Annotated in this window: 23 protein-coding genes; 16 read left to right on the plus strand and 7 right to left on the minus strand. The window is 71.3% G+C overall.

The genetic code is table 11. The annotated features are described in order from the left end of the window. The first annotated feature begins 187 nt into the window (after positions 1 to 187). Positions 188 to 610, plus strand: a complete 423-nt coding sequence (locus tag OG335_RS36505) for a hypothetical protein (RefSeq protein ID WP_405009587.1) — start codon at positions 188 to 190, stop codon at positions 608 to 610. A 42-nt stretch (positions 611 to 652) separates the two neighbouring features. Here OG335_RS36505 and OG335_RS36510 read toward each other — a convergent pair whose 3' ends face one another. Both OG335_RS36510 and OG335_RS36515 read right to left on the minus strand, forming a co-directional pair. Next, positions 653 to 1,180 (minus strand): NUDIX domain-containing protein, encoded by a 528-nt coding sequence (locus tag OG335_RS36510; protein WP_405009586.1) that lies wholly within the window; start codon positions 1,178 to 1,180, stop codon positions 653 to 655. 28 nt (positions 1,181 to 1,208) lie between these two features. Continuing rightward, entirely contained in the window at positions 1,209 to 2,501 is a 1,293-nt protein-coding gene (locus tag OG335_RS36515) for a helix-turn-helix domain-containing protein (RefSeq protein WP_405009585.1), read from the minus strand. A gap of 69 nt (positions 2,502 to 2,570) precedes the next feature. Between OG335_RS36515 and OG335_RS36520 the strand changes: the two genes are divergently transcribed. The 13 genes from OG335_RS36520 to OG335_RS36580 all read left to right on the plus strand — a co-directional run bounded on the left by OG335_RS36520 (position 2,571) and on the right by OG335_RS36580 (position 12,730). Beyond that, positions 2,571 to 3,128 carry an ATP-binding protein gene (locus tag OG335_RS36520; protein WP_405009584.1) on the plus strand — a complete coding sequence of 186 codons (558 nt, stop codon included), beginning with the start codon at positions 2,571 to 2,573 and terminating at the stop codon, positions 3,126 to 3,128. After that, entirely contained in the window at positions 3,125 to 3,352 is a 228-nt protein-coding gene (locus OG335_RS36525; RefSeq protein WP_405009583.1) for a hypothetical protein, read from the plus strand. Before OG335_RS36520 ends, OG335_RS36525 begins: the two co-directional genes overlap by 4 nt. Before the next feature lie 361 nt (positions 3,353 to 3,713). Beyond that, positions 3,714 to 4,751 (plus strand): hypothetical protein, encoded by a 1,038-nt coding sequence (locus OG335_RS36530; protein ID WP_405009582.1) that lies wholly within the window; start codon positions 3,714 to 3,716, stop codon positions 4,749 to 4,751. Further along, the gene (locus OG335_RS36535; protein WP_405009581.1) at positions 4,745 to 6,781 is read left to right on the plus strand and encodes a hypothetical protein; all 2,037 of its coding nucleotides are present in this window, start codon (positions 4,745 to 4,747) and stop codon (positions 6,779 to 6,781) included. The genes OG335_RS36530 and OG335_RS36535 overlap by 7 nt, the downstream gene beginning before the upstream one ends. Next, a complete protein-coding gene (locus OG335_RS36540) occupies positions 6,775 to 7,830 on the plus strand; it encodes an enolase C-terminal domain-like protein (RefSeq protein WP_405009580.1) in 1,056 nt (351 codons plus the stop codon). The genes OG335_RS36535 and OG335_RS36540 overlap by 7 nt, the downstream gene beginning before the upstream one ends. Continuing rightward, entirely contained in the window at positions 7,827 to 8,267 is a 441-nt protein-coding gene (locus tag OG335_RS36545; RefSeq protein ID WP_405009579.1) for a hypothetical protein, read from the plus strand. The genes OG335_RS36540 and OG335_RS36545 overlap by 4 nt, the downstream gene beginning before the upstream one ends. Positions 8,268 to 8,392: 125 nt before the next feature. Next, positions 8,393 to 8,929: an HAD family hydrolase gene (locus OG335_RS36550; RefSeq protein WP_405009578.1), complete on the plus strand. Its 537-nt coding sequence runs from the start codon at positions 8,393 to 8,395 to the stop codon at positions 8,927 to 8,929. Continuing rightward, positions 8,926 to 9,717: a class I SAM-dependent methyltransferase gene (locus tag OG335_RS36555; protein ID WP_405009577.1), complete on the plus strand. Its 792-nt coding sequence runs from the start codon at positions 8,926 to 8,928 to the stop codon at positions 9,715 to 9,717. The genes OG335_RS36550 and OG335_RS36555 overlap by 4 nt, the downstream gene beginning before the upstream one ends. Further along, positions 9,714 to 10,550, plus strand: coding sequence for a creatininase family protein (locus OG335_RS36560; protein ID WP_405009576.1), 837 nt, complete (start codon positions 9,714 to 9,716; stop codon positions 10,548 to 10,550). Before OG335_RS36555 ends, OG335_RS36560 begins: the two co-directional genes overlap by 4 nt. Further along, positions 10,531 to 11,295 (plus strand): phytanoyl-CoA dioxygenase family protein, encoded by a 765-nt coding sequence (locus tag OG335_RS36565; protein ID WP_405009575.1) that lies wholly within the window; start codon positions 10,531 to 10,533, stop codon positions 11,293 to 11,295. The genes OG335_RS36560 and OG335_RS36565 overlap by 20 nt, the downstream gene beginning before the upstream one ends. 93 nt (positions 11,296 to 11,388) lie before the next feature. Then, positions 11,389 to 12,036: an L-threonylcarbamoyladenylate synthase gene (locus OG335_RS36570; RefSeq protein WP_405009574.1), complete on the plus strand. Its 648-nt coding sequence runs from the start codon at positions 11,389 to 11,391 to the stop codon at positions 12,034 to 12,036. A gap of 171 nt (positions 12,037 to 12,207) precedes the next feature. Then, complete coding sequence (rpmG, locus tag OG335_RS36575; RefSeq protein ID WP_405009573.1) at positions 12,208 to 12,372, plus strand: 50S ribosomal protein L33; 165 nt, start codon at positions 12,208 to 12,210, stop codon at positions 12,370 to 12,372. 58 nt (positions 12,373 to 12,430) lie between these two features. Then, positions 12,431 to 12,730 (plus strand): type B 50S ribosomal protein L31, encoded by a 300-nt coding sequence (locus tag OG335_RS36580; protein WP_405009572.1) that lies wholly within the window; start codon positions 12,431 to 12,433, stop codon positions 12,728 to 12,730. A gap of 183 nt (positions 12,731 to 12,913) precedes the next feature. Here the strand turns inward: OG335_RS36580 and OG335_RS36585 are convergent, their stop codons facing one another. From OG335_RS36585 to OG335_RS36600, 4 genes are all read right to left on the minus strand, one after another. Continuing rightward, positions 12,914 to 13,747 (minus strand): serine/threonine-protein kinase, encoded by an 834-nt coding sequence (locus OG335_RS36585; RefSeq protein ID WP_405009571.1) that lies wholly within the window; start codon positions 13,745 to 13,747, stop codon positions 12,914 to 12,916. A 219-nt stretch (positions 13,748 to 13,966) separates the two neighbouring features. Continuing rightward, the gene (locus tag OG335_RS36590; protein WP_405009570.1) at positions 13,967 to 14,656 is read right to left on the minus strand and encodes a response regulator; all 690 of its coding nucleotides are present in this window, start codon (positions 14,654 to 14,656) and stop codon (positions 13,967 to 13,969) included. Beyond that, the gene (locus tag OG335_RS36595) at positions 14,653 to 15,924 is read right to left on the minus strand and encodes a sensor histidine kinase (protein WP_405009569.1); all 1,272 of its coding nucleotides are present in this window, start codon (positions 15,922 to 15,924) and stop codon (positions 14,653 to 14,655) included. The genes OG335_RS36590 and OG335_RS36595 overlap by 4 nt, the downstream gene beginning before the upstream one ends. An 88-nt stretch (positions 15,925 to 16,012) precedes the next feature. After that, the gene (locus OG335_RS36600; RefSeq protein ID WP_405009568.1) at positions 16,013 to 18,211 is read right to left on the minus strand and encodes an MMPL family transporter; all 2,199 of its coding nucleotides are present in this window, start codon (positions 18,209 to 18,211) and stop codon (positions 16,013 to 16,015) included. Between the two features lie 445 nt (positions 18,212 to 18,656). Between OG335_RS36600 and OG335_RS36605 the strand changes: the two genes are divergently transcribed. Further along, positions 18,657 to 19,262, plus strand: a complete 606-nt coding sequence (locus OG335_RS36605; RefSeq protein WP_405009567.1) for an SGNH/GDSL hydrolase family protein — start codon at positions 18,657 to 18,659, stop codon at positions 19,260 to 19,262. A gap of 130 nt (positions 19,263 to 19,392) precedes the next feature. Here OG335_RS36605 and OG335_RS36610 read toward each other — a convergent pair whose 3' ends face one another. Continuing rightward, positions 19,393 to 20,076, minus strand: coding sequence for an NADPH-dependent F420 reductase (locus OG335_RS36610; RefSeq protein ID WP_405009566.1), 684 nt, complete (start codon positions 20,074 to 20,076; stop codon positions 19,393 to 19,395). Positions 20,077 to 20,273: 197 nt separating this feature from the next. Between OG335_RS36610 and mgrA the strand changes: the two genes are divergently transcribed. Continuing rightward, a complete protein-coding gene (mgrA, locus tag OG335_RS36615; RefSeq protein WP_405009565.1) occupies positions 20,274 to 21,314 on the plus strand; it encodes an L-glyceraldehyde 3-phosphate reductase in 1,041 nt (346 codons plus the stop codon). Positions 21,315 to 21,316: the final 2 nt, after the last annotated feature.

Here is a 21,316-nt window from a genome sequence, read left to right on the forward strand (position 1 = left end):
AAGAAGAAACCGTCGAGACACTCCAGAGCCCCGGCCCGTGACGTCCCGCGTCGGCCGGCCCCGTCCGGACGGCACGGGGAGGCGTCGGCGATATGCGGTTGACGTGCAGGCGCCGGTGCGGCCTCATCGGAGCGGGCCGGGCGACGCGCCGGCCGACGGACGGGCAGGCCGAGCGACGAGGAGCACCGTGATCACCCAGGGCGTGACGGTCACCACCCGATGCACGGAGTGCGGCGGTGTGCTGATGCTCGACATCGGCCAGTTCGTCGAACGCGGCCGGCTGTGCTGGGGCACCGAGGGGTACTGCCTGTCCTGTTCCGTCGCCTGGTGCGATCAGGACAGCGGCGACGAGACGCCGGAGGAGATCCGTCGGGCCCTCCTGGCGGAACACGGACCCGCCCGCCTCCGCTTGACGGACCCGGAGGCACGGATGGTGCCCGTTCTCCGGGCCCTGCGGGAGGTGTACGGCCTGACGCTGCCCCGAGCGCGCGTCCTGGCGACCGAGCTGAGGACGGCCGGCCTCGTGGGCACGTTCGTCGAGATGGAGCTCCTCGCCTCCAGGCTCCGGCACCTCGCCGTCGAGGTGGCGGTCGGCACGGAGTCCGGCTGAACGGTCCGGAGCGGTGGGAGCCCGGACGACCCGCGCTGGGCATCACGTGTGGTGAGTCAAGCCCTGTACCGAGGCGCGGCGAGCCGACCCCGAAGGTGAGAGACGGGGTGTCCCGTGTTCCAGGTAGACGGTCGCCGAACCCGCTCGGGCGCCAAGAGCAGCGTGAACTCGGCGAGCCAAGCGAGGGATGAGGAGCGTGTCGATCTGGTCGGCGGCATGGAAGGCGTACTCGCCGATCTCCACCCCGTCCGGGTTGATCTGAGTTCGCCCCTCTGCAGGGAGGATGCCCCCGTCGAAGACGAAGAGCAGCTTGTCGCCCTCGGTCGGGTGGGGTGCCCAGTCCGCGACGAGGAGCTGGCCGATGGGCGGGGTGATGCCGAGTTCCTCCTTGACCTCGCGGGCCGCGCCTTCGCTGGGGGTCTCGCTGGGGTGGAGGTATCCGCCCGGGATCTCCCAGCCCGGCTTGTATGTGGGCTTGACCAGAAGCACGCGGTCGGCTTCGTCGAAGAACAGCACGCCGGCGGCGGTGCGCGGCTGGGCAACGGCCTCGGGGGCGTCGGAGTCGCTCATGGCAATGACTGTAGTCGTCTGCGCCGGGCTACCCGACGATGCGCAGCCGCTGGGCCACGCCGGCGAGGAGATGGCTCGGCTTGCCGCGTTGCTGCCGGACCCACACGGTCACCAGATGCCGTGGGATGAAGTGGTAATGGACCTGTTCGGGGGCGAGTTCCTCGGCATCCAGGACAAGCGCGAGTGCTTCGTCCATGCGGTTCTGTGCACTGTAGGCGCGGGCGACTTCGAGAGTGTGCCGGACCCGCCGCTCAAGCGGCAGGGTGGAGGAGTCCACGCGAGGTCCCTGGTCTGCGGCCACCTGAATGTCTCCCAGTTCCATGGCCGCTGAGATGCGGTGGATGGCGACGTTGGTCGACCCGAAGGCCGTCCACATGTGGTTGGCGTCGTGACCGAGGCGCTGTGCGGCCTGGTCCGCCTCGGCGAGGAACGCGCTCACTGTGGCTCGGTCTTCGAGCCGAGCCGCGGCCACCGCGCCGACGAGGAAGAGCGACCCGTAGATCGACAGGTAGGTCGGTGAGGCGTCGGGGAGGCCGCTCTCCAGGTATCCCGCCGAGTCTGCCACCAGGTCCCGCGCTGCGGTGAGGCGGCCACCGGCCAGGAGGCAGTGGGAGACCGATCGGAAAAGGGAACCGATGACCACCAGGTCCCCCGACTCCTGCGCGGCAGCCAGACCCCGGTCGGCGGCCATCCACGCGAGATCGGTCTCCCCTGTCTTCGTCAGCACCATGGCCGCGCCCTGGTAGGCCATCGCGAGCAGGGCTCTGGCCTTCGACCGGTCGTCGCCCTCGTGGGCACGGACAGCGCGCTGGGCGTCCGCCAGGATCTCCGGGATGAGCCGGGTGGCCCGCGCGTATCGGGCATCCTGGTAGGCCGACCACGCGGAACCGACCTCGGCTCGAAGGATTTCCAGGTCCGGCGGCGGACCGGTGCTCTCGGACGCCAGTAGCGACGACATGTGCTTGTAGTTCGTGAGGGCTTCCCGCAACTTCGGCACCGCGCCACCCCGGCCGTCGGTACTCCAGTCGATGAGGGACGGCTCGACCAGCAGATCGCCGAGTTGCACGTCGAGGGCGGCGGCCAGCGCTTTGATCACTGAGAGCCGGTCCAGTTCGATGCGGCCGTTCTCCACCTTGCTCAGCCAGTCGGCGGTCCGCCCGACGAGGCCGGCCAGTACCTCCTGCGGGATGCCTCGTCGGCGGCGGTACCAGGCCACGCGTTCCCCGATGCTCAGCGTCTCGATCATTCCTCGCATGCCTCCAGCCTGGCGCTGCTCGGTTTCCTCACCCCGGAAGAATTTTCCGGGTTCCGCCTCGCCCATCCTCCTAGCTTTCTGACTTGTCATCAAACACTGCCTATGGGCTGCCTGTTGCAAGAAGATGGGGGACGAATGGCGATGGAACGTCGCGGCCGTCGGGCCAGTGCATCCACTGCGGAGGCGGCACTGGCGCGTTACCAGGGTTCTGAGCGACCTCGCATCCGGCAGGCACCGGGCGGCCCTGTCCAGAATGGCGGCAACGTGATGACACGGAGCGCCCAGGTCGAAGAAGTCCGCTGTGTGTCAGTGCAGATGCGTTTCGTCCTGTCTGCCAGTTCGGTGCCCCTGGTTCGGACGTCGGTCAGGTGGATCGCGGACGCGTGGGGATTCGACGCCTTGCTGATCGACGATGTCGAGCTGGTGGCCTCCGAACTCTCGGCCAACGTCGTGTTGCACAGCGGCTCGGCGGCCTCCGCCTGCTTCGATGTCCGCCTCGCTCCTTGCATCCGCGGGCTGCGGATCGAGGTCTCGGACGGAAGCCCGGAACTGCCTTGCCTGGAACAGTCCAGGCCGACCTCCGAGCGCGGTCGCGGGCTCTTCCTCGTCGAGGCGGTGTGCCGGCGCTGGGGTGTCGAGGAGAGGGACTCCGGCAAGGTCGTGTGGGCCGAGGTCGGAGCTGATGCGGCTTGAACGCCTACCAGTTGCCGCCTGCTCGACACCGCGGCGCGCGCCACGACCCGTTCGGTGCCGCGCTCGCCTGGCTGTGGGCACTCGGCCACCTGCTCGTACTGACGCTCCTCGGCGTCACGGCACAGCACCAGCTCTGTGCTGATCACCTCGGCCCCACTCTGGCGGCCGACCACGAACCCGACCGCGAAGCACTGCGTGACTCCGCGGTCGAAACCGGGACCTGACAGCAACGCCTGGTCCCGGCGCCATCGCGCACCACCGATCCGAAGGGGGCACAGCCATGACGTCCACCAGCATCGCCTGGAGGCGCCGCGGCCACTGCCGTTACCTCCCCCGCCGACTCCGCAGCCGTCCTACCCGGGCCGGTAGTCGGACGAGAGACCGTGCGGGCCTGTCGGACGAAACCCGGCAGGCCCGCACGGGCCGATCCTCCTGGACGGCGGCCGGGAGGACGGCGCATCCAGCGCGGCGTACAGACGGACGACTCATCCCAGGCCGGATCCAGACACCGACGGAGAGCAGATCATGACGGCAGTCCTCGGAGACTCATCAACAGCGGCACTCACCCTCCCGTACGTCGAACGCATGGCCGATCGCCACGGCGTGCCGGTTGAGGACGCACTGCTCATGGCGATCAACCTGTACGGCATCTCCTCCGTCCACGCCCGCCACCGGGGCCGCGTCTCGGTGCGTCTGGCAACTCGGCCCGAGGTCTCCTGGATGGTGATCGTCCCGCTGAACGCCGAGGCGTCGCCGTTCCGGCTGGAGGGAGACGAGCTCATACTGGCCGCGCACCCCGTCGCCACCGTCGAGCGGGTCACCGCCGACGAGGCGGTCGGCGGGTACTTCCGGGACGGCGGTCGCGCCGCCACGCTCAACCCCAACGCTCGCAGCCGCTGCGTGGGGTGCGCCTTCTGCCCGAACACCCTGGAGGCAGCGGCAGACCCCCGGCTCGCCGAGGAGCGGGAGCTGAGCGAGCTGCTCGCCGCCATGGTCGAGCAGCAGCCCCACCGCGATCTGACCGAGCTGCGCGAGGTCACCGTGTCGACCGGCTGCTTCGAGCGCGAGCGGGCCGCCGTCGACCACCTGATCGGACTGCGTCAGGTGCTCAGTGCGCACGACATCGGCGCCCGGATCGGCTTCCTCACCTCCGTGATCCGGAGCGCCACTGCTTTCGAGGAACTGGCCCAGCACGTCGCGCCTTTCGTGCTCCGGCTGACCGCCGAGTGCTTCGGCCGACGGGACCTGCTACTCAAGGCCAGCAAGGCGGTGCTGACGACCGAGGAGATGCCCGAGGTTCTCCGGCGGGCGATGGCGGCCGGCCACGCCACGTCGTTCACCTACATAGTCGGCTTGGACAGCCTCGCGGAACTTCGCGACGGGGTATCCGAGTTGATGCCGTTCGTCACCGAGTTCCCGAACTTCCAGGTCTACCAGGCGCACAACTCGATCATGGCCGGTCTGAGGGCCGGCGGATCGGAAACCCTGGAGTTCTACCTCCGGGCGCGTCGGGAGATCGAACGGATCGTGGGCCCGGCCGGGCTTCGTCCGGCGGCCTGGGAGTGTTACCGGCCGCTGTGGTACTTCACGTTCGACGGTGAGAGCCTGGTGGCCCCGTGCTGAACCGAGCCGACGTGCTCTGGCGGGCTGCCGTCTACGTGTCGGTGGTGCTGCTGCACCTCGACGGGAACGTGCTCCTGGCGGAGCCGCTGCTCGCCGGCCACATCAAGCGCCGACCGGCGGGCCACTGGGGAACGGTGCCCGGGACCGCGTGGGCCCTTGCCCATACGCTGCTCGCGGCAGGGAAGGCGGCACCTGCCCGGACGCTGGTCCCCGTGCTCGGTGCCGGCCATGCGGGTGTGGTGCAGCTGGCTTTCGGGTGGCTGTCGGGAGAGCTCGCCTCCGTGCGTCCGCAGTACTCCCGCGACGCTGTGGGGCTGGCGCGTCTGGCCCGCGACTTCCCGGAGGTGGACGGTCTCGGGTCGGAGGTTCACCCCCTGCTCGCGGCGGGGGCGGCTCCTGGGGGCTGTCTCGGCGGCGCCTTGGCGTTCAGCCACGGGTTCGCACTGGACTCACCTGATCGGGTCGTTCTCCCGATCATCGGCGACGGCGAGTGCGAGACGCCCACCACGGCGGCCTCCTGGCTTGCCGCGCGAGCGTTGCACGGGAGCACGGTCGTCCCGATCGTTCACGTCAACGGCTTCCGGATGGGCGACCAGTCCCTGCTGGGAGCGATGACGGACGGGGAACTCACCGGATACGCGGCCGGGCTGGGCTGGCAGAGCCGAGTGGTGCACGTGTCCTCCGCCTCCCGCGAGGAGCACGAAACCTTCGCGCAGGCGCTCCTGGAGTCCGTGCGACAGGTCGTGGACGGTGTGCGCACCACCGTCTTCCTGCGGTGCGTGAAAGGCTGGAGCGGACCCGAGCGGGTCGGGGGACTGGCTCTGCTCGGTACGGCCGACACCCACAAGACACCGCTCGGTCTGGCACATGAGGACGCCGGCCAGCGGGAGCTTCTGACGCGCTGGCTCGCCTCGTACCGGCCGGAGGAGTTGTTCGACACCGACGGGGGCCCGACCGGAGAGCTTGCCGACGCGCTCGAAGCGGCAGGACAGCGCCCGGTCTGCGCACCGACCCTGCCCCCGCCGGTCTCCGCGGAGCCCCAGGACGGCAGCGCCTTCGGACAGGCCGTGGGCCAGGTGCTGCGGAGCCATGCCGCCGCAGGGGACTTCCGCGTCTTCAGCCCCGACGAGCTCGCCTCGAACCGCCTCGGTGCGCTGCAGGACGAGCCGTGGGTGTCCGAGGTCCTGGCGGAGGAGGTTCTGCTGGGGTGGCTGACCGGCTGGCTCGCCAGTGGCCGGCGCGGAGCCCTGGTGTCCTATGAGGCGTTCGCGCCGCTCCTCACTTCCGGACTCGTCGGCCACCTCAAGCACCGACGACTCACCGTCGGGACCCCGGCGCCGAGCCTCAACCTGTTGCTGACCTCGTACGGATGGCGCAACGTCTACACGCACGGCGATCCCTCGCTGGCCACCGCCCTGCTGGCGACGTGCGATCCGGCTGTGCGGGTGCTGACACCGGCGGACCCGAAGCGGGCGGCCCTTGCCCTGGACGAGGCCCTGGGGTCGACCGGCCGCGTCAACGTGGTGATCGCCGGCAAGCACGCGGCCGTACGGCAGCCGGACGAGACCGTCGAGCAGGAACTGGCTCGGGGACTGGCCATCTGGCCTCACCTGAGCGATGAGGGCGAGCCCGACCTCACCATCCTGGTCGCAGGTGATCTGCCGGCGGAGGTCGCGACAACAGCGGTGCCCGAGATCCGTGAGCAGTTGGGCTGCCGCGTCCGAGTCGTGGGCGTACTGGACTTGACGGTCCTCGGGGATCCGCAGATCTGGCCGAGGGGGCTGCCGGAGGCCGAGGCGGCAACCTACCTCGGCGAGAACGCCGCGGTGCTCGTGGCCACGTTGGGCCACCCTGCTGCCGTGTGGGGACTGCTCGCCGGGCGGCTCCGCAGTTCCATCGCAGTCATCGGCTGGCGCGAACCCTCCGGGCCGATGGCCCAGGCAAAGCTCACCGATGAGCTCGGCCTCGACCCGGAGGGTCTGCTCCGGGCCGCCCGCAAGTTGACCGTCTCCCGGGAGGGCGCGTGCTGACGGAAGCGACCGTGGACAAGGTGGAGACGGTACTGGTCGAAGCAGATCTCGCTCCCGGGGACGACACCGTCTTCGTCGCCGTGCACGGTGGCGGTCGGATCGGTTGGTACGGCCCCGTCAGTGAACCTGTCGGCCGTGCCGTCGACGTGCTGTCCTACGCTGCGATCGGCCACCTCGTGACGGACCACGAGGGCCGCCGGGCAAGACTGCAGGGCGCGGCCGTCGGACTGGCCCGCGAGGTGGCCGAATGGGCTCTCGGAGCGGTGGACTGTGCTCTGTGGGATCTCCACGGACGTCTGGCCGATCGACCGGTGGCCGATCTGCTGGCTCCCGGGGTGAACCGTTCGCCGGTTCCGGCGTACTCCTCATGGCTCCGTCTGGATCTCAGCGGTCCTCCGGCTCCGGGGGTTCTCTCCCGGGTCGCCGTCGAGGGTTGGGCCTTCACCAAGTGGGGTCTTCGGCGCCGACCGGGTCCCACGACGGCCTCCGAGGCGCGGCGTCTCGTCCGGGCCGTGGAGCAGGCGGCCGAGGTTCTCCACAACGGCTTCGCCGTCGACGCGGTAGGGACGTGGAGCCCTCAGCTCGCCACGGCATTCGCCGAACGGTTCGAGCACTCGGCGCTGACCTGGCTGGAAGACCCCTTGCCCGAGCACCACCTGCGGATCTACCACCGCCTTGCCACTGCCGGCCTGCCCGTGGCCGTCGGTGAGCGGCTGAGGTCGACCGAGGACCTGCCCATGCTGTTCGACCAGGTCAGGCCGAAGGCTCTCACCATCGACGTCGTCGGGTGTGGCGGGCTCACCCGGGCCGTCGAGATCACCGCAGCCGCGCGCAAGGCCGGCGTCCCCGTGTACCCGCATGGCCGCTCGATGGTGCCTGGGATCCACCTGGCGGCGGCCTTCCCCGACGCCGTCCCCGCCGTCGAGTACCGCCGTCAGTGGGAACCCCGCCGCCAGACCATCTACGCCGAACCCTGGATACCCGAACACGGCCACCTCCCGTCGCCCCGGACTCCCGGCCTCGGAACCCAACCACGGAGACCCCAATGACCCGGAGCAGCGAGAGCATCCCCGTCCGCGGTACGACCCGGTATGACGAGCACGGCTCCCTCCTCGTGCTCGAACACCGCCTCGACGGCCACGACACGTTCCTGTCCGGCGAACTCGACCTCGGCGAGGGGCGGGTGCCCGTTCGCATCATCAGCCTCGACGACGTCACGGTCCTGCGACCGATGCACCGTCTGCCGGCGCCGGCACCCACATGGGCTGGCACCCTTCACCTGCCGCACGGACTGCGCCCGCGCACCATCCCGGTGGATCTCGCAGAGGCGGCCCAGATGCACGGGCGCGACCTGGGCGCCCTCGACCAGGCGGAGACGCGGTACGCGCTGACCTTCCTCGGCGAGGCCACAACGGAGCCGATCCGTGCGGCGCGCCTCGAGGCGATCGTGTCCGCCCTCCCCCTCGCCGGAATCGAGGCCGCCTGATGGAGCCCGTCCGACCGCTGGTCAGTCTCGACATCGGAGGCACGCTGGGGAACGCGCAGGGACCAGGTCTCGCTGCCCGCCTGGCTGCTGCCTCACCGCTCGGCCCGAAGCAGGCCCGAAGGGTCATGCGCAACGTCCTGCACACCGCGCCCGAGATCACCGATGCGCTGATCGAACGCGTGTGCCGTGCCCTGGGCGTCGAGCCATCGGTGTTCCCGCGCAATCTTCCGGTGGCCCCGCTCGTGCTGTTCCCGGGGACGGTCGAGGCGCTGCAGGAACTCAGCCGGGAAGCGACCGTCGTGACGCTGTCGAACGTCACCTGTACAGAAGCCGACCCCGAGCGGCTCCTCAAACTCCTCTCCCCCTGGGTCAGCAGCCACTTCCCCTCGTGCCGGACGGGCTACGCCAAACCGGACTACCGGGCCTTCTGGACAGTCGCCGACTCGTACAAGGTGCCGCCGTCGCAGATCGTCCACGTCGGCGACGACTGGGAGTGCGACATCCAAGGGGCCACTACGGCGGGACTGCGCGCCGTCTGGGTGTCCCATGGGCGTACGGTCCCTGACGAACAGTCACTCGTTGAACATGGCGTGCTGGTGGCCGGCGATCTCGCCGATGCCGTGCAGCACGCACGGCAACTACTCGCGCGGAGGCTTCCATGAGTTTGTTCACCGGCACCGTCGGCTACTACCGCCAGTACCGTCCGGGCATCCCGGAGGAGGTCGCGGCCGTCCTCGACCAGGCGGCTCCGACGGGCAGCCCCCGCCGGCTCCTGGACGTCGGCACCGGCACCGGGCTGGTCGCCGAGGCCCTGCTGGGCCGGTTCGACGAGATCATCGCGATCGACAACGACGCCGAGATGCTCGCTGCGGCGGAGTCGGCCCTCCGCCCTGCACTACCGGACGGGACCTCCCTGGCACTCGTCGAGTCCACGGCTGAGGACTTCACGCCGCCGGCGGGCTGGCGCGCCGATCTCGTCACGATCTGCCGGGCCTTCCACTGGCTCGACCAGGCCACGGTCCTCGCGCTCCTCGACGACCAGGTCGCTCCTGGCGGCGCGGTCGCGATCTTCGGGGACAACAGCTTCTGGGCGGCGGAGAGTCCCTGGAAGCAGTCCGTGCGCTCGGTCGTCCAGGACTTTCTCGGAGAAGAGCGCCGGGCCGGCAACAGTACCTTCAAACACCACAACCGGCCCTACAGCGAGATCATGGAGGAGTCCCCGTTCAACCACGTCGAAGAGGTCCGGGTGCCGGTCCAGCGCACCTGGACCACCGAGGGCATCCTCGGCTACCTCTACTCGACCAGCTTCGCCGCACCCCACCTCTTCGGCGACCGTCTCGCCGAGTTCGAGTCGGCGGTGAAGGCCGTCCTCGCCGAGCACACCAACGACGACACCTTCCCCGAGGACAACGAGTTCCTCATCCGGATCGGCCGACGGAGCAGGACATGACCGCCGTCGGGGCGGATGCTCGGCAGTACGGCCGGCTGACCGCTCCGGACGTCGCCGCCGAGCTCGGTCCCGGGTCGGTCCTGTGTCTGCCGATCGGTTCCTTCGAGCAGCACGGCCCCCATCTGCCGTTGAACACGGACACGGTGATCGCGGAGCAGTTCACCGCCCGGCTGGTCGAGCGCTACGGCGACGGCCACGACCTCTGGGCGTTGCCGTCGATCCCGTACGGCCTGTCGCCTGAGCACGCCTGGGCGCCCGGAACGGTCTCACTGCGCGTGGCGAGCTTCATGTCGCTGCTCGACACGGTCGTCGGCGACTACGTCCGAGCCACCCCCGCCCGATCCCTTCTGATCGTCAACGGCCACGGCGGCAACCGCGGCATTCTGGAGGCCGCGCTCTACGAGCTGCAGGAGCGGTACGCTCTCGCCGCCTGCGTGGTCCACCCGGGTTCGCTGTCGGCCTTCCGAACCGAGAGCGGGCTGCCGGAGATCCACGCCGGCCTTCACGAGACCTCTCTCATGCTCGCCCTCACTCCCGAGGACGTCCATCTCGACCGGCTCCCAGCAGACTTCGGCGCCGACCGCGAGCGCCTCCAGGAGATCAACCGGTTGGTGCTCGACCGTGGGGCGACCTGGCCGTGGAACTCCGGCGACACCACCATCGCGTCCTCCGGGGTGATCGGCGGCGATCCGCGGGCAGCCTCCGCCGACGTCGGCCGCTCGATCATCGAGAGCGCTCTGGACGCAGCTGCCGACGTTCTCATCCGGCTCCCCCTCCACCGTCCGCAGACGCCCGCCTTCGTCAGGGGATCCCATGGCCCTCACCACTGCTGAAAAGAGCGACTTCGTACGCCACGGCCTGGTCATCAGGCGCGGCGCCGTCGCCTCCGGGCTCGTCGCCCGCGCTCGCGCGCTCGTCGATGACTGGTGCCGAAAGTCGATGGACCCCTCCCTCATCAACTCCTACACACAGCGCAGTTTCGCCCCCGAGCTCGGCAGCCACCCCGATCTGTTGGGCCTCTTCGCCCACTCCGGGGCGGCCACCCTCGCCAGTGAGCTGGTAGGAGAGTTTGAGCCCGTCTCAACCATACAGATCCAGATCCGCATCCCCGAGTCACAGCTCCCCAACGCGCAGCCCGAGAAGGCGATGCACGTCGACGGCGTCGCCTGCCCGCACCTCGATCCCGACGAACTACGGACCTTCTCGCTGCTCGTGGGAGTGGTGCTCTCCGACATCACGGACCCGGACGGCGGCGCGCTGCGCTACCAGCCCGGCGGACACCTGACCATGTCCGAGTGGTTCCGCGACCAGTGGTTCCTCGGCATCACCGACCAGGTCCCTCCGGAGGTCGACGGACGGACGGGCACGCCGTTCCTCGGGGCGCCCGGAGATGTCCTCCTCATGCACCACCTCGTGCCGCACGCTGTGGGTCGCAACCGCACTCAGGAGCCCCGCGTCATGGCGTACTTCCGCGTATCGAATGTCTCCCACGCCGATCGCCGACTCCAAGCTCTGCAGGATCCGTGGCTGGACTACCCCGGTCTTGCCGATCTGTACCCGGCCAAGGCGCCCTTGTAAGAACACCTCGCCTCGTCCTCCTGGCCGGCCCTGCGACAAGGCTCCTCGTTCAAGTCGGCGGTCCAACTCACCGATCTCGAAACCGGAGTGTCCATGCAGCCGATTCCACCTGACCAGCTCAACCGAGCGGCCCGCGCGCTTGAAGCCGGCGAGCTGGTCATCGTCCCCACCTCGCGCTGGTACATGATCTGTGCCGACGCGACAAACACCCGCGCCTGCAGAACCATCTTCGAGGGCAAGCAGAGGTCCCCTGGAAAGTCCCTCGTCCTCGTCACCCCGTCCCTGGCGGACTGCGAGCAATGCTTCGTGCTCTCCGACGAAGCCCGCGGGCTTGCCGACGCCTTCTGGCCCGGCGATCTGGCGCTCCTTCTGCCCTGGCGTGACCTCGACGAGGGCGCCCGGTACTCCGCTGTCGGGTCTCCCGCCCTCGTCACCAACGCCCGCGGTGCACTGGGGGCACTGGCATCGTTGACCCGTACGCCAGTCGCCGCGACCACCGTCAACATCTCCGGAGACGCGGGCATCGACGCGCGCGGGCCGGCGATCTCGCCGGAGGAGGTCGCCGACTTCCTGGGCCTCACGGGCGTGAAGGCCACCGTGATCTTGGACGGCGGGGTCTGCCCGGCAGCCAACCACCTGACGATCATCGACTGCTCGACAGCCCATGCCCGCCTCATCCGGACCGGCCTCGTTCACGAACGTGCCATAGCAGCGGCGCTCGGGCGCGGGATCCCTGCCTGAGCGAAGTTGGCGATAGGCCGGCGTGGCTGCAGCTCTCGCCGTCGAGGTGGCGGTCGGCACGGAGTCCGCGGGTCCACGAGGTCCGCGGCGTCCGCGCCGGAATGAAAACGAAAACCGTTCTGTTGATGCCCGTGTATGACGAACGACACGACGGCAACAGAAGGAGTCACCGTGGCCCGCAGCGACCTGCGTCCGATCGTGAAGCTCCGCTCCACCGCGGGGACCGGCTACACCTACGCCACCCGCAAGAACCGCCGGCAGGACCCAGACCGGCTCGTGCTGCGCAAGTACGACCCGACCGTCCGGCGGCACGTCGAGTTCCGCGAGGAGCGCTGAACCCGGCAACCGTCCCCGTCCCCGCCCCCGTCCCCTCCGACGACCCGAGGAGCGCACCATGAAGACCGGCATCCACCCCGCGTACCGCCCCGTCGTCTTCCGCGACAAGGCGAGCGGCTACGCCTTCCTGACCCGCTCGACGGCCGCGGGCCGCGACGCGGATACGGCCGCCCGGACCGTGCTGTGGGAGGACGGTCGCACCTACCCCGTCGTCGACGTCGAGGTCTCGTCGGCCGGACACCCCTTCTACACCGGTGAGGCCCGCGTGCTGGACACGGCAGGCCGGGTCGAACGGTTCCACCGCCGGTACGGCCTCGCGGGCGGACCCGCCCGTACGGCGGCGCCGAACGGCACCTGACCGTCGCCCGGCCGCCCGCCGTCACGAGCAGACGCAGCCGCGGCCGGTGCACCGGTCCGTACCGCCCGGCGGCGATCCCCTCGGGGACCGTCGCCGGGCGGCCGCTCGTCGGGGCGGTGCAGTGCTGGGCGGAGGGGCCGGTGACCGGCGACCGGCGACCGGCGACCGGTGACCAGCGACCGGTCACCGGCCCGAGGCCCGGACGGCGCGGAGGCGCTGCGCCACCACTCGCCCGTCGCTGGGCCGCTCGGCGGGCTCCTTGGCCAGCAGGTCGCCGATCAGGGCGGACAGCTCCTGCGGGACGTCGTCGCGGTGGCTGCGGACCGACCGGGGCCGCTCCTCCAGGTGCCGTCGGCGGAGTTCGGTGAACGTGCCGTTGAACGGTGGCGCGCCCGTGAGCAGGGCGTAGAGGGTGCAGCCCAGCGCGTACAGGTCGGTGCGGGGGTCGGTCCGCCGGTCGGCGAACTGCTCTGGCGCCATGAAGCGCGGTGTGCCCATCAAGCCGAAGTGGTCGGCGAGCCCCGCGGTCGAGCCGGCCATCTGGGCGGTGCCGAAGTCGCAGATCTTCACTCCGCCGTCCTCGGTGACGATGATGTTGGCGGGTTTGACGTCCCGGTGCACGATGCCGGCCTCGTGGGCCGCCGCCAGGCTCTCGGAGATCCGGATGCCGTAGCCGATCACCGTCCGGACCTCCAGGCCCAGCGGGTGGCGTCCGCTGACGGTCTGGAGATCGCTGCCGGGCAGCAACTCCATGACGAGGTACAGGCACCCGTCGTGGTCGCCGACGTCGAACACCGTCGCGATCGACGGGTGCCGGTGCTCGTTCAGCCAGGTGATGATCCGGCCCTCCCTGCGGAGGCGGGCCGTCAGATCCTCCCGCGACGCGTCCGGCACGACTTTCACGGCGACCGGCCGGTCCAGGTCCAGATCCCGCCCGCCCCAGACGTGCCCCATTCCGCCCTGGCCCAGCATTGCTTCCAGCCGGTAGCGCCCGGCCAGAACCTGCCCCTGCCGCACGGCGTTCTCCCTCGGATCGTTGCCCCGACCCCTGACGTTCCGGCATTGCACCACACAGCCGCCGCCGCGCGGGGGCGGTGGGCCACATCGGTGACGGATCGACACCTGCCGCCCTCACCTGCATTGATGACGTACCGTCAAGAACGGTTGACGAGGGGTGGGCTCGGCGGGCGGCCGCGCCGGGCGGCCGCCCGAGTCGGCGTCCGGGCAGGCGCTGCGTCAGCCGGTCTCGGCCTGCCTGCCGTTGCCCGGACGGACCAGACCGCTCTCGTATGCGATCACCACGACCTGGGCGCGGTCGCGGGCGCCGAGCTTGGCCATCGCCCGGTTCACGTGGGTCTTCGCGGTCAGCGGTGTCACGAAGAGCCGCTCGGCGATGTCGTCGTTGGAGAGCCCGGCGGCGACCAGGGCGACGACCTCCTGTTCGCGGGCGGTGAGCACGTCGAGGCGGGGGAGGGCGCTGCGGTCCCGCGGTGCGGGCTGGGAGAGGAAGCGGCCGATCAGGGCCTTCGTCGCCGCCGGTGAGAGCAGGGCGTCGCCCGCGGCGACCACCCGGATCGCCTCCAGCAGCTCCTCCGGGTTGATGCCCTTGCCGAGGAAGCCGCTCGCCCCGGCCCGCAGGGCCTCGGCGACGTACTCGTCACTCTCGAAGGTGGTCAGCACCAGCACCTTGACCCCGGCGAGGTCGTCGTCCTCGGTGATCAGCCGGGTGGCGGCCAGGCCGTCCAGTTCGGGCATCCGGATGTCCATCAGGACGAGGTCGGCACGGGCACTGCGGGCCAGGTCGACGGCCTCCCGGCCGGTTCCGGCCTCGGCGACCACCTCCAGGTCGGGTGCCGAGTCGATGAGCAGCCGGAAGGTGCCCCGCAGCAGGGCCTGGTCGTCGGCGAGCAGGACGCGGATCGTCATGGGCGGCAGACCTTCCGGCCGGTGTCGGTGGGCAGCGGGAGTTCGGCGTCGACCCGGAAGCCCCCGCCTGGGCGGTGGCCGGCGGCGAGGGTGCCGCCGACCGCGCGGGCGCGTTCGTGCATCCCGATCATGCCGTGCCCGGTGCCGGTGCCGGTGCCGATACCCGCGCCACCGGCGGTACCGGTGGTACCGGTGACGGCACCCTGGCCGGCGGGCCCGCCCGGGCGGCCGCGCGTGCCGTCGGCGGGCTTGCGCCCGTCGTCCTCGATCGTGAGCCGCAGCGTGTCGGTGCCGAAGTCGAGACGGACGTGCGCGGTGACGGCACCCGCGTGCTTGTGGGTGTTGGTGAGGGCCTCCTGGATGATCCGGTAGGCCGTCAGGTCGGTGATCTGCGGAAGTTCCACGGGAGTGCCGGTGCGCTCCAGCGCCACCGACAGGCCGGAGTGCCGGAAGGAGTCGAGCAGGTCGTCGAGGCCGGCCAGCCCGGGGGCGGGCTCGCGCGGTGCGGCCTGGTCGCCGCTGTACCGGAGCAGGCCGACGGTGGCGCGCAGCTCGTCCAGGGCGGCCCGGCTGGTGTCGCGGATCCGTTCCAGGGCCTGGTAGGCGTGTTCCGGGTCGGTGCGCATCAGGTGGTGGGCGACACCGGCCTGGGCGTTGACGAGGGTGATGTGGTGGGCGACCACGTCGTGCAGCTCGCGGGCGATCCGCATCCGCTCCTCGGTGACCCGACGGCGGGCCTCCTCCTCCCGGGTGCGCTCGGCCCGCTCCGCGCGTTCCATCACGGAGGCCAGCAGCTCGCGGCGGCTGCGGACGGCGTCGCCGATGGCGACCGACAGGAACGTCCAGGCGATCAGGCCGAGGTTCTGCGGCAGGTCCTCGACGCCGGGGCTGGTGATCACCGAGGCGGTGGTGAGGGCGACGGCCGCCCAGATGCCGGTCCGCCAGGCGGTCCGCCGGTCGGTGCGGCTCGCCACCGCGTACAGGGCGACGCCGACCGCCACGGGCGGTGGACCGGCCACCGGGATCACGGCGTACTCGACCACACCGATGACCACCGTCGTGGCCACGACGCCCACCGGCCACCGGTGGAGGACGAGGAGCGGGACGCAGGACACCGCGAGCAGCACCAGGTACAGCGTGATCGAGGCGTCCTGGTGGTAGGCCGTGGCGGCGGTGACCGGCGCGACCAGCACGAAGCATCCCAGCGCCAGGGCCAGGCCGTTCATCAGCGGCCGCGCGTGGAGCCACCCTCTGATCGTGTCGGCCATCTGCACTCCTTCACCGTACGCAGTCGGGGCCCGGACCGGCGGTGTGCCGGTCCGGGCCCCGGCGTGCGACGGGGACGTCGGGACGTGGTCAGCGGGTGACGGCCGGTATCGGCTCGCGCTCCGGGTCGGGGACGGGCGCCGGGTCGGGCTCACCCTCCACCGACACGTGGGGCAGCAGCCGGTCGAGCCAGCGGGGCAGCCACCAGTTGGCCCGGCCGAAGCGGTGCATCAGCGCGGGGACGAGCACCATGCGCAGCACGAGGACGTCGAGCAGGACGGCCAGCGCCAGGCCCATGCCGAACTCCGCGATCATGCGCTGCCCGGCGAAGACGAAGGCGGCGAAGACGCACGCCATGATGACCGCGGCCGCCGTGATGACCTGCCCGGTCTCGCCGTGGCCGACGCGGACGGCCCGCCGGTTGTCCCGGGTGTGGGTCCACTCCTCGTGCATCCGGCTGATCAGGAAGACCTGGTAGTCCATCGAGAGACCGAACAGGATCGCGATGATCATCACCGGGGCGAAGGCCTCCACCGGGCCGGCCGCGCCGACACCGAGCGCCTCGGAGCCCCAGCCCCACTGGAACACCGCGACGATCGCGCCGAACGCCACGCCCATGGTGAGCAGGTTCATCGCCACGCCGATCAGCGGCACCAGCACGCTGCGGAAGGCGATCATCATCAGCAGGCAGCCCAGCCCCACGATGATGCCGATGAACAGCGGCAGCTTGCCGATCAGGACGTCCGCGAAGTCGGCCGCGGTCGCGGTCGCACCGCCGACGTACACCTTGAGGCCGGTGCCCGCCTCGGCCTGCGGGATCACCCGGTCCCGCAGGTCGGTGATCAGCTCGGAGGTCTCCGCGGACTGCGGCGAGGTGGTCGGCACCACGCTGACGGTCGCGATCTGCTTGCCGTCCGGCACCGGGGCCGCGGCGACCTGGGCCACCCCGTCCACGCCCTTCAGCTCGGCGACGAGCCCGTCCAGGGCCGCGCGCTCCTGCGGTCCGGGTGTCTCGGCGACCAGCAGCAGCGGGCCGTTCGAACCGGGACCGAAGCCGTCGGCCATCAGGTCGTACGCCTGCCGGCTGGTCGTGGACCGCGGGTTGTTGCCCGCGTCGGAGGTGCCGAGGCGCAGCGAGAACACCGGCAGCGACACCGCCACCATCACGAGCAGCGCCACCAACGCCTTGCCGACCGGGCGCGCCTGCACCCGCAGTGCCCAGCGGGCCCAGAAGCCGGAGGTCGGCAGCGCGGACGGCCCCTCCTCGGCCAGCCGGCGGCGCTGGGCCCGGCTCAGCACGCGCAGCTTCAGCAGACCGAGCATGGCCGGCAGCAGGGTGACCGCGGCGAGGACGGTCATCGCGACGGTGAGCGCGGCGGAGATCGCCATGCCGTTGAGGAAACCGATGCCCAGGATCAGCATGCCCAGCAGTGCGATCACCACGGTCAGGCCGGCGAACAGCACCGCCCGGCCGGAGGTGTTCAGCGCCTTGACCACCGACTCCTGCACGCTCAGGCCCGCCATCAGGCCCTTGCGGTGGCGGTTGACGATGAACAGCGCGTAGTCGATGCCGACGCCCAGCCCCACCAGGACGCCCAGCGTCGGCGCGACCGAGGCGACGCTCATGCCGTGGCTCAGAAGCCCGGTGCCGATGACACCGGTGCCGACCCCGGCCACCGCCGTGAGGATCGGCAGCGCGGCCGCCCAGAGCGAACGGAACACCAGCGTCATCACGATCAGGGCGGCGACGATGCCGATGAGCTCGCTGGCCCCGCCCATCTCGCTCTCGGTGTTCTGGATCGCCTGCCCGCCGAGCTGGACGTCCAGGCCGTCCGTCCGGGCGTCCTTCGCGAGGTCGACCACGTGGTCGACGTCGGCCACCGGGATGTCCCGGGCGTCCTTCGTGAAGGTGATCTGGGCGTACGCGGTCGACCCGTCCGCGCTGATCTGCCGGGCGCCCTGCGGGTCGTACGGGCCGACGACGGAGGCGACGGACGGACTGGTGGCGATCGCCTCCAGCGTCTTCGTCATCCGCTCCTCGGTCGCCGGGTCCTTCACCGACCCGTGGTCCGTGTGCCAGACGACCGTGTCGGTGTCGCCCGCGGCGGCGGGCATGTCGGCCCTGAGGAGTTCCAGGGCCTTGCTCGACTCGGTGGCCGGCATCGACATGCTGTCGCTGTACTTGGTGCCCACCGCGCCCGAGGCTGCGCCCAGGCCCACGAGCAGGCCCACCCACAGGAGGACGGTGACGAGCCGGTGCCGGTGGCACCAGCGGGCAAGCGCGGACATCGGGACTCCAGGTTCTCGGGCCCGCTGCCGGGCCGGCCGCATGCCCGTCCGGCGGACGCGGCGCGCGCCACCGGGACGGGCGGTGCGGGCCGGTCCCGGTACGACGGGCACGGTCGAATGCCGGGGTCGGGTGCTGACGGAGGTGTTCCGTCCCGGCCCGTGAGGGCCGCGGGCCCTCTCCCCGGTGTACTCAACCCTGCCGTCCGGCAGGTCCGTTGTCGTCAGCCGTCCGCAGACACTCGGTGTACCGCACCCGCAGTAGGCCGCCGGCGCCGGATACCGCGGGTGCGGGTGCGGGTGCGGAGGCTGGGTGCCGCCCGGGCCCCGCGCGCTGGGCCGGGCCCCGCTGCGGAGCGGACCGCGGGCCATGATCGAATATGCACCCCGGTCGAGGACCGACCGGACTACGGAACCAGCGGAACTCAGCGGAACACGGGGAGACCACATGATCGAGCTGCCGGACCGGCCGATGACCTGGGTGGCGACCGGGGACAGCATCACCCAGGCCGTCCTGCACACGTACGGTGCGCGAGGGTGGGTCGAGCACGTCCACGAGCGCATCCGCTGGCAGCTCGACCGGCTGACCGACATCGTCGTGAACACCGGCGTCTCGGGCTGGCGCGCCGTCGACGTCCTCGGCTCGTACGACCACCTGGTCGGCCGGTTCGCCCCCGACGTGCTGTCCGTCTCGCTCGGCACCAACGACGCCCGCGCAGGCCTGGCCGGGCTGCCCGAGTTCCACGACGCCATGCGCGCGATCGTCGACCGGACGGCCGGCGCCCGGATCGTTCTGCACACCCCCGTCCTGACCAGCCTCGCCGGGCGGCCGGCCCGGTCGGAACTGCCCGCCTACTGCGAGGCCGTCCGCGAGATCGCCCGCGACACCGGAGCCCTGCTGGTCGACCACGAGGCCCACTGGCGCGCCCGTTTCGGCGACGCCGACCCGATCTCCTGGCTGGACGACCCCGCCCACCCCAACGCCGTCGGTCACCTCCAGATGGCCGACCACACGCTGCGCACCCTGGGTCTGGGGGAGATGACCGACCTGTGAACCGGTACGCCCGGCGTCTGCTGCCGCCGGGCGCGCACGGGACGCGGCCGTCAGCCCCTGTCGCGGCGCCCGGCCGGCACCGCGCCCCGGTACGCGGTGCCGCCAGGACGCGCGGGCGGTGTCGGCGGTGTCAGGCGGTGGCCGCCGCGAGCGCCTCCCGGACGGTCGAAGCGGCTGCGGGGCTGCCCGGGTCGGTGGACAGGTCACCGGCCGGGTCCTTCAGGTACGGCAGGCCGTAGGCCGGTGTGCCGGGCTGGAAACGCCGGCCCTCCGGGAGCGGCCCCGCGTCGACGGTGTCGAAGCCGAGGGCGTCCAGCAGCGCAGCCGCGCGCGCCTTGGCCCCGGCGTCGTCGCCGGCGACGGGCAGCGCGGTACGGTCCGGCGCGCCGGCCGGCCGTGCGAGCGAGGCCAGGTGCCCGAAGTAGATGTTGTTGAACGCCTTGACCACGTGCGCGCCGACCAGGTGCTCCTGCAGGAGCCCGCTGCTGGTGGTCTCGCCCGCGTCGAGCCGTGCGATCCGGCCGTCACGCTGCGGGTAGTAGTTGTTGGTGTCGAGCACGGTGCGGCCGGCCAGCGGTTCGACCGGCACCTGGAGGTAGTTCTTCAGCGGCACCGTCACCACCACCCAGTCACCGGCGGCGGCCGCCTCGGCCGGTGTCGCGGCGCGGGCCCGCGGGCCGAGCTCCGCGACCAGGCCGGCGAGGGTCTCCGGACCGCGTGAGTTGCTGAGGACGACGTCGAGCCCGGCCGCGACGGCGAGCCGGGCCAGGGTGCCGCCGATGTTGCCGCTTCCGATCAATCCGAGAGTAGCCATACCCGCCACAGTGCCGGACGGTAGGAAGGTATTCCCGTTCGGCGCCGCCTCACCCCTTCGGATGACTGCCTCGGGGGCACCCGCCCGGTCGAGGGGGCGCACGGCACGGTGGGTCCGCCCCGGTGGCATGGCCCCCGCGCCGCAGATCCCACGCGTCCGGGCGCACCCGGCCGCGGACCCTCCCAGGAGGTCACCAGATGACCAGCTCGCCGTACCGGGCCGCCGAGAGCCGCTACGACGGCTCCATGCGCTACCGCCGCACCGGCCGGAGCGGACTCCGCCTCCCGGAGATCTCGCTCGGTCTGTGGCACAACTTCGGTGACGACCGCAGCTTCGCGTCGCAGCGCGCCATCCTGCGCCGCGCCTTCGACCTCGGCGTGACCCACTTCGACCTCGCCAACAACTACGGCCCGCCGTACGGCGCAGCCGAGGCCAACTTCGGCCGCCACCTCGCGGCGGACTTCCGCCCGTACCGCGACGAGCTCGTCATCTCGACCAAGGCCGGCTACGACATGTGGCCCGGCCCGTACGGCGAGTGGGGCTCGCGCAAGTACCTCACCGCCAGCCTCGACCAGTCGCTCCGGCGGATGGGCCTGGAGTACGTGGACATCTTCTACTCCCACCGCTTCGACCCCGACACCCCCGTCGAGGAGACGATGGGCGCCCTCGCCGCGGCGGTGCAGCAGGGCAAGGCCCTCTACGCGGGCATCTCCTCGTACAGCGCCGACCGGACGCGCCGGGCGGCGGAGGTCCTCCGCGGCCTCGGGGTGCCGCTGCTCATCCACCAGCCGTCGTACTCGATGCTCAACCGCTGGATCGAGGACGACGGGCTGCTCGACGTGCTGGCGGCCGAGGGGGCCGGCTGCATCGGCTTCGCCCCGCTGGCGCAGGGCATCCTGACGGACCGCTACCTGGACGGCGTCCCGGCCGGATCACGCGCCTCCCGCGGCACCTCGCTCGACCCGTCGAGCATCACGGAGGAGACCCTGGGCAAACTCCGCGGGCTGAACGGGATCGCGTCCGGCCGCGGCCAGTCCCTCGCCCAGCTCGCCCTGACCTGGCTGCTGCGCGACCCGCGGATGACGTCCGCCCTGATCGGCGCCTCGTCGGTGGGCCAGCTGGAGAACAACGTCGCGGCGGTCCGCGCCGAACCGCTCACCACGGAGGAACTCACGGAGATCGACCGCTACGCCACCGACGCCGGCCTCAACCTCTGGGCGAGGTCCACCGAGAGCTGACC

Source organism: Kitasatospora sp. NBC_01539 (assembly GCF_045040525.1).
Lineage (GTDB): Bacteria > Actinomycetota > Actinomycetes > Streptomycetales > Streptomycetaceae > Kitasatospora.

Excerpts from the sequence above, each read along its gene's own strand:
- OG335_RS36510 (WP_405009586.1), bottom strand. The coding sequence starts at position 1,180 with ATGAGCGACTCCGACGCCCCCGAGGCCGTTGCCCAGCCGCGCACCGCC.
- OG335_RS36515 (WP_405009585.1), bottom strand. The coding sequence starts at position 2,501 with ATGGGCGAGGCGGAACCCGGAAAATTCTTCCGGGGTGAGGAAACCGAG.
- OG335_RS36520 (WP_405009584.1), top strand. The coding sequence starts at position 2,571 with ATGGCGATGGAACGTCGCGGCCGTCGGGCCAGTGCATCCACTGCGGAG.
- OG335_RS36530 (WP_405009582.1), top strand. The coding sequence starts at position 3,714 with ATGGCCGATCGCCACGGCGTGCCGGTTGAGGACGCACTGCTCATGGCG.
- OG335_RS36545 (WP_405009579.1), top strand. The coding sequence starts at position 7,827 with ATGACCCGGAGCAGCGAGAGCATCCCCGTCCGCGGTACGACCCGGTAT.
- OG335_RS36550 (WP_405009578.1), top strand. The coding sequence starts at position 8,393 with ATGCGCAACGTCCTGCACACCGCGCCCGAGATCACCGATGCGCTGATC.
- OG335_RS36555 (WP_405009577.1), top strand. The coding sequence starts at position 8,926 with ATGAGTTTGTTCACCGGCACCGTCGGCTACTACCGCCAGTACCGTCCG.
- OG335_RS36560 (WP_405009576.1), top strand. The coding sequence starts at position 9,714 with ATGACCGCCGTCGGGGCGGATGCTCGGCAGTACGGCCGGCTGACCGCT.
- OG335_RS36565 (WP_405009575.1), top strand. The coding sequence starts at position 10,531 with ATGGCCCTCACCACTGCTGAAAAGAGCGACTTCGTACGCCACGGCCTG.
- OG335_RS36570 (WP_405009574.1), top strand. The coding sequence starts at position 11,389 with ATGCAGCCGATTCCACCTGACCAGCTCAACCGAGCGGCCCGCGCGCTT.
- OG335_RS36580 (WP_405009572.1), top strand. The coding sequence starts at position 12,431 with ATGAAGACCGGCATCCACCCCGCGTACCGCCCCGTCGTCTTCCGCGAC.
- OG335_RS36590 (WP_405009570.1), bottom strand. The coding sequence starts at position 14,656 with ATGACGATCCGCGTCCTGCTCGCCGACGACCAGGCCCTGCTGCGGGGC.
- OG335_RS36595 (WP_405009569.1), bottom strand. The coding sequence starts at position 15,924 with ATGGCCGACACGATCAGAGGGTGGCTCCACGCGCGGCCGCTGATGAAC.
- OG335_RS36600 (WP_405009568.1), bottom strand. The coding sequence starts at position 18,211 with ATGTCCGCGCTTGCCCGCTGGTGCCACCGGCACCGGCTCGTCACCGTC.
- OG335_RS36605 (WP_405009567.1), top strand. The coding sequence starts at position 18,657 with ATGATCGAGCTGCCGGACCGGCCGATGACCTGGGTGGCGACCGGGGAC.
- OG335_RS36610 (WP_405009566.1), bottom strand. The coding sequence starts at position 20,076 with ATGGCTACTCTCGGATTGATCGGAAGCGGCAACATCGGCGGCACCCTG.
- mgrA (WP_405009565.1), top strand. The coding sequence starts at position 20,274 with ATGACCAGCTCGCCGTACCGGGCCGCCGAGAGCCGCTACGACGGCTCC.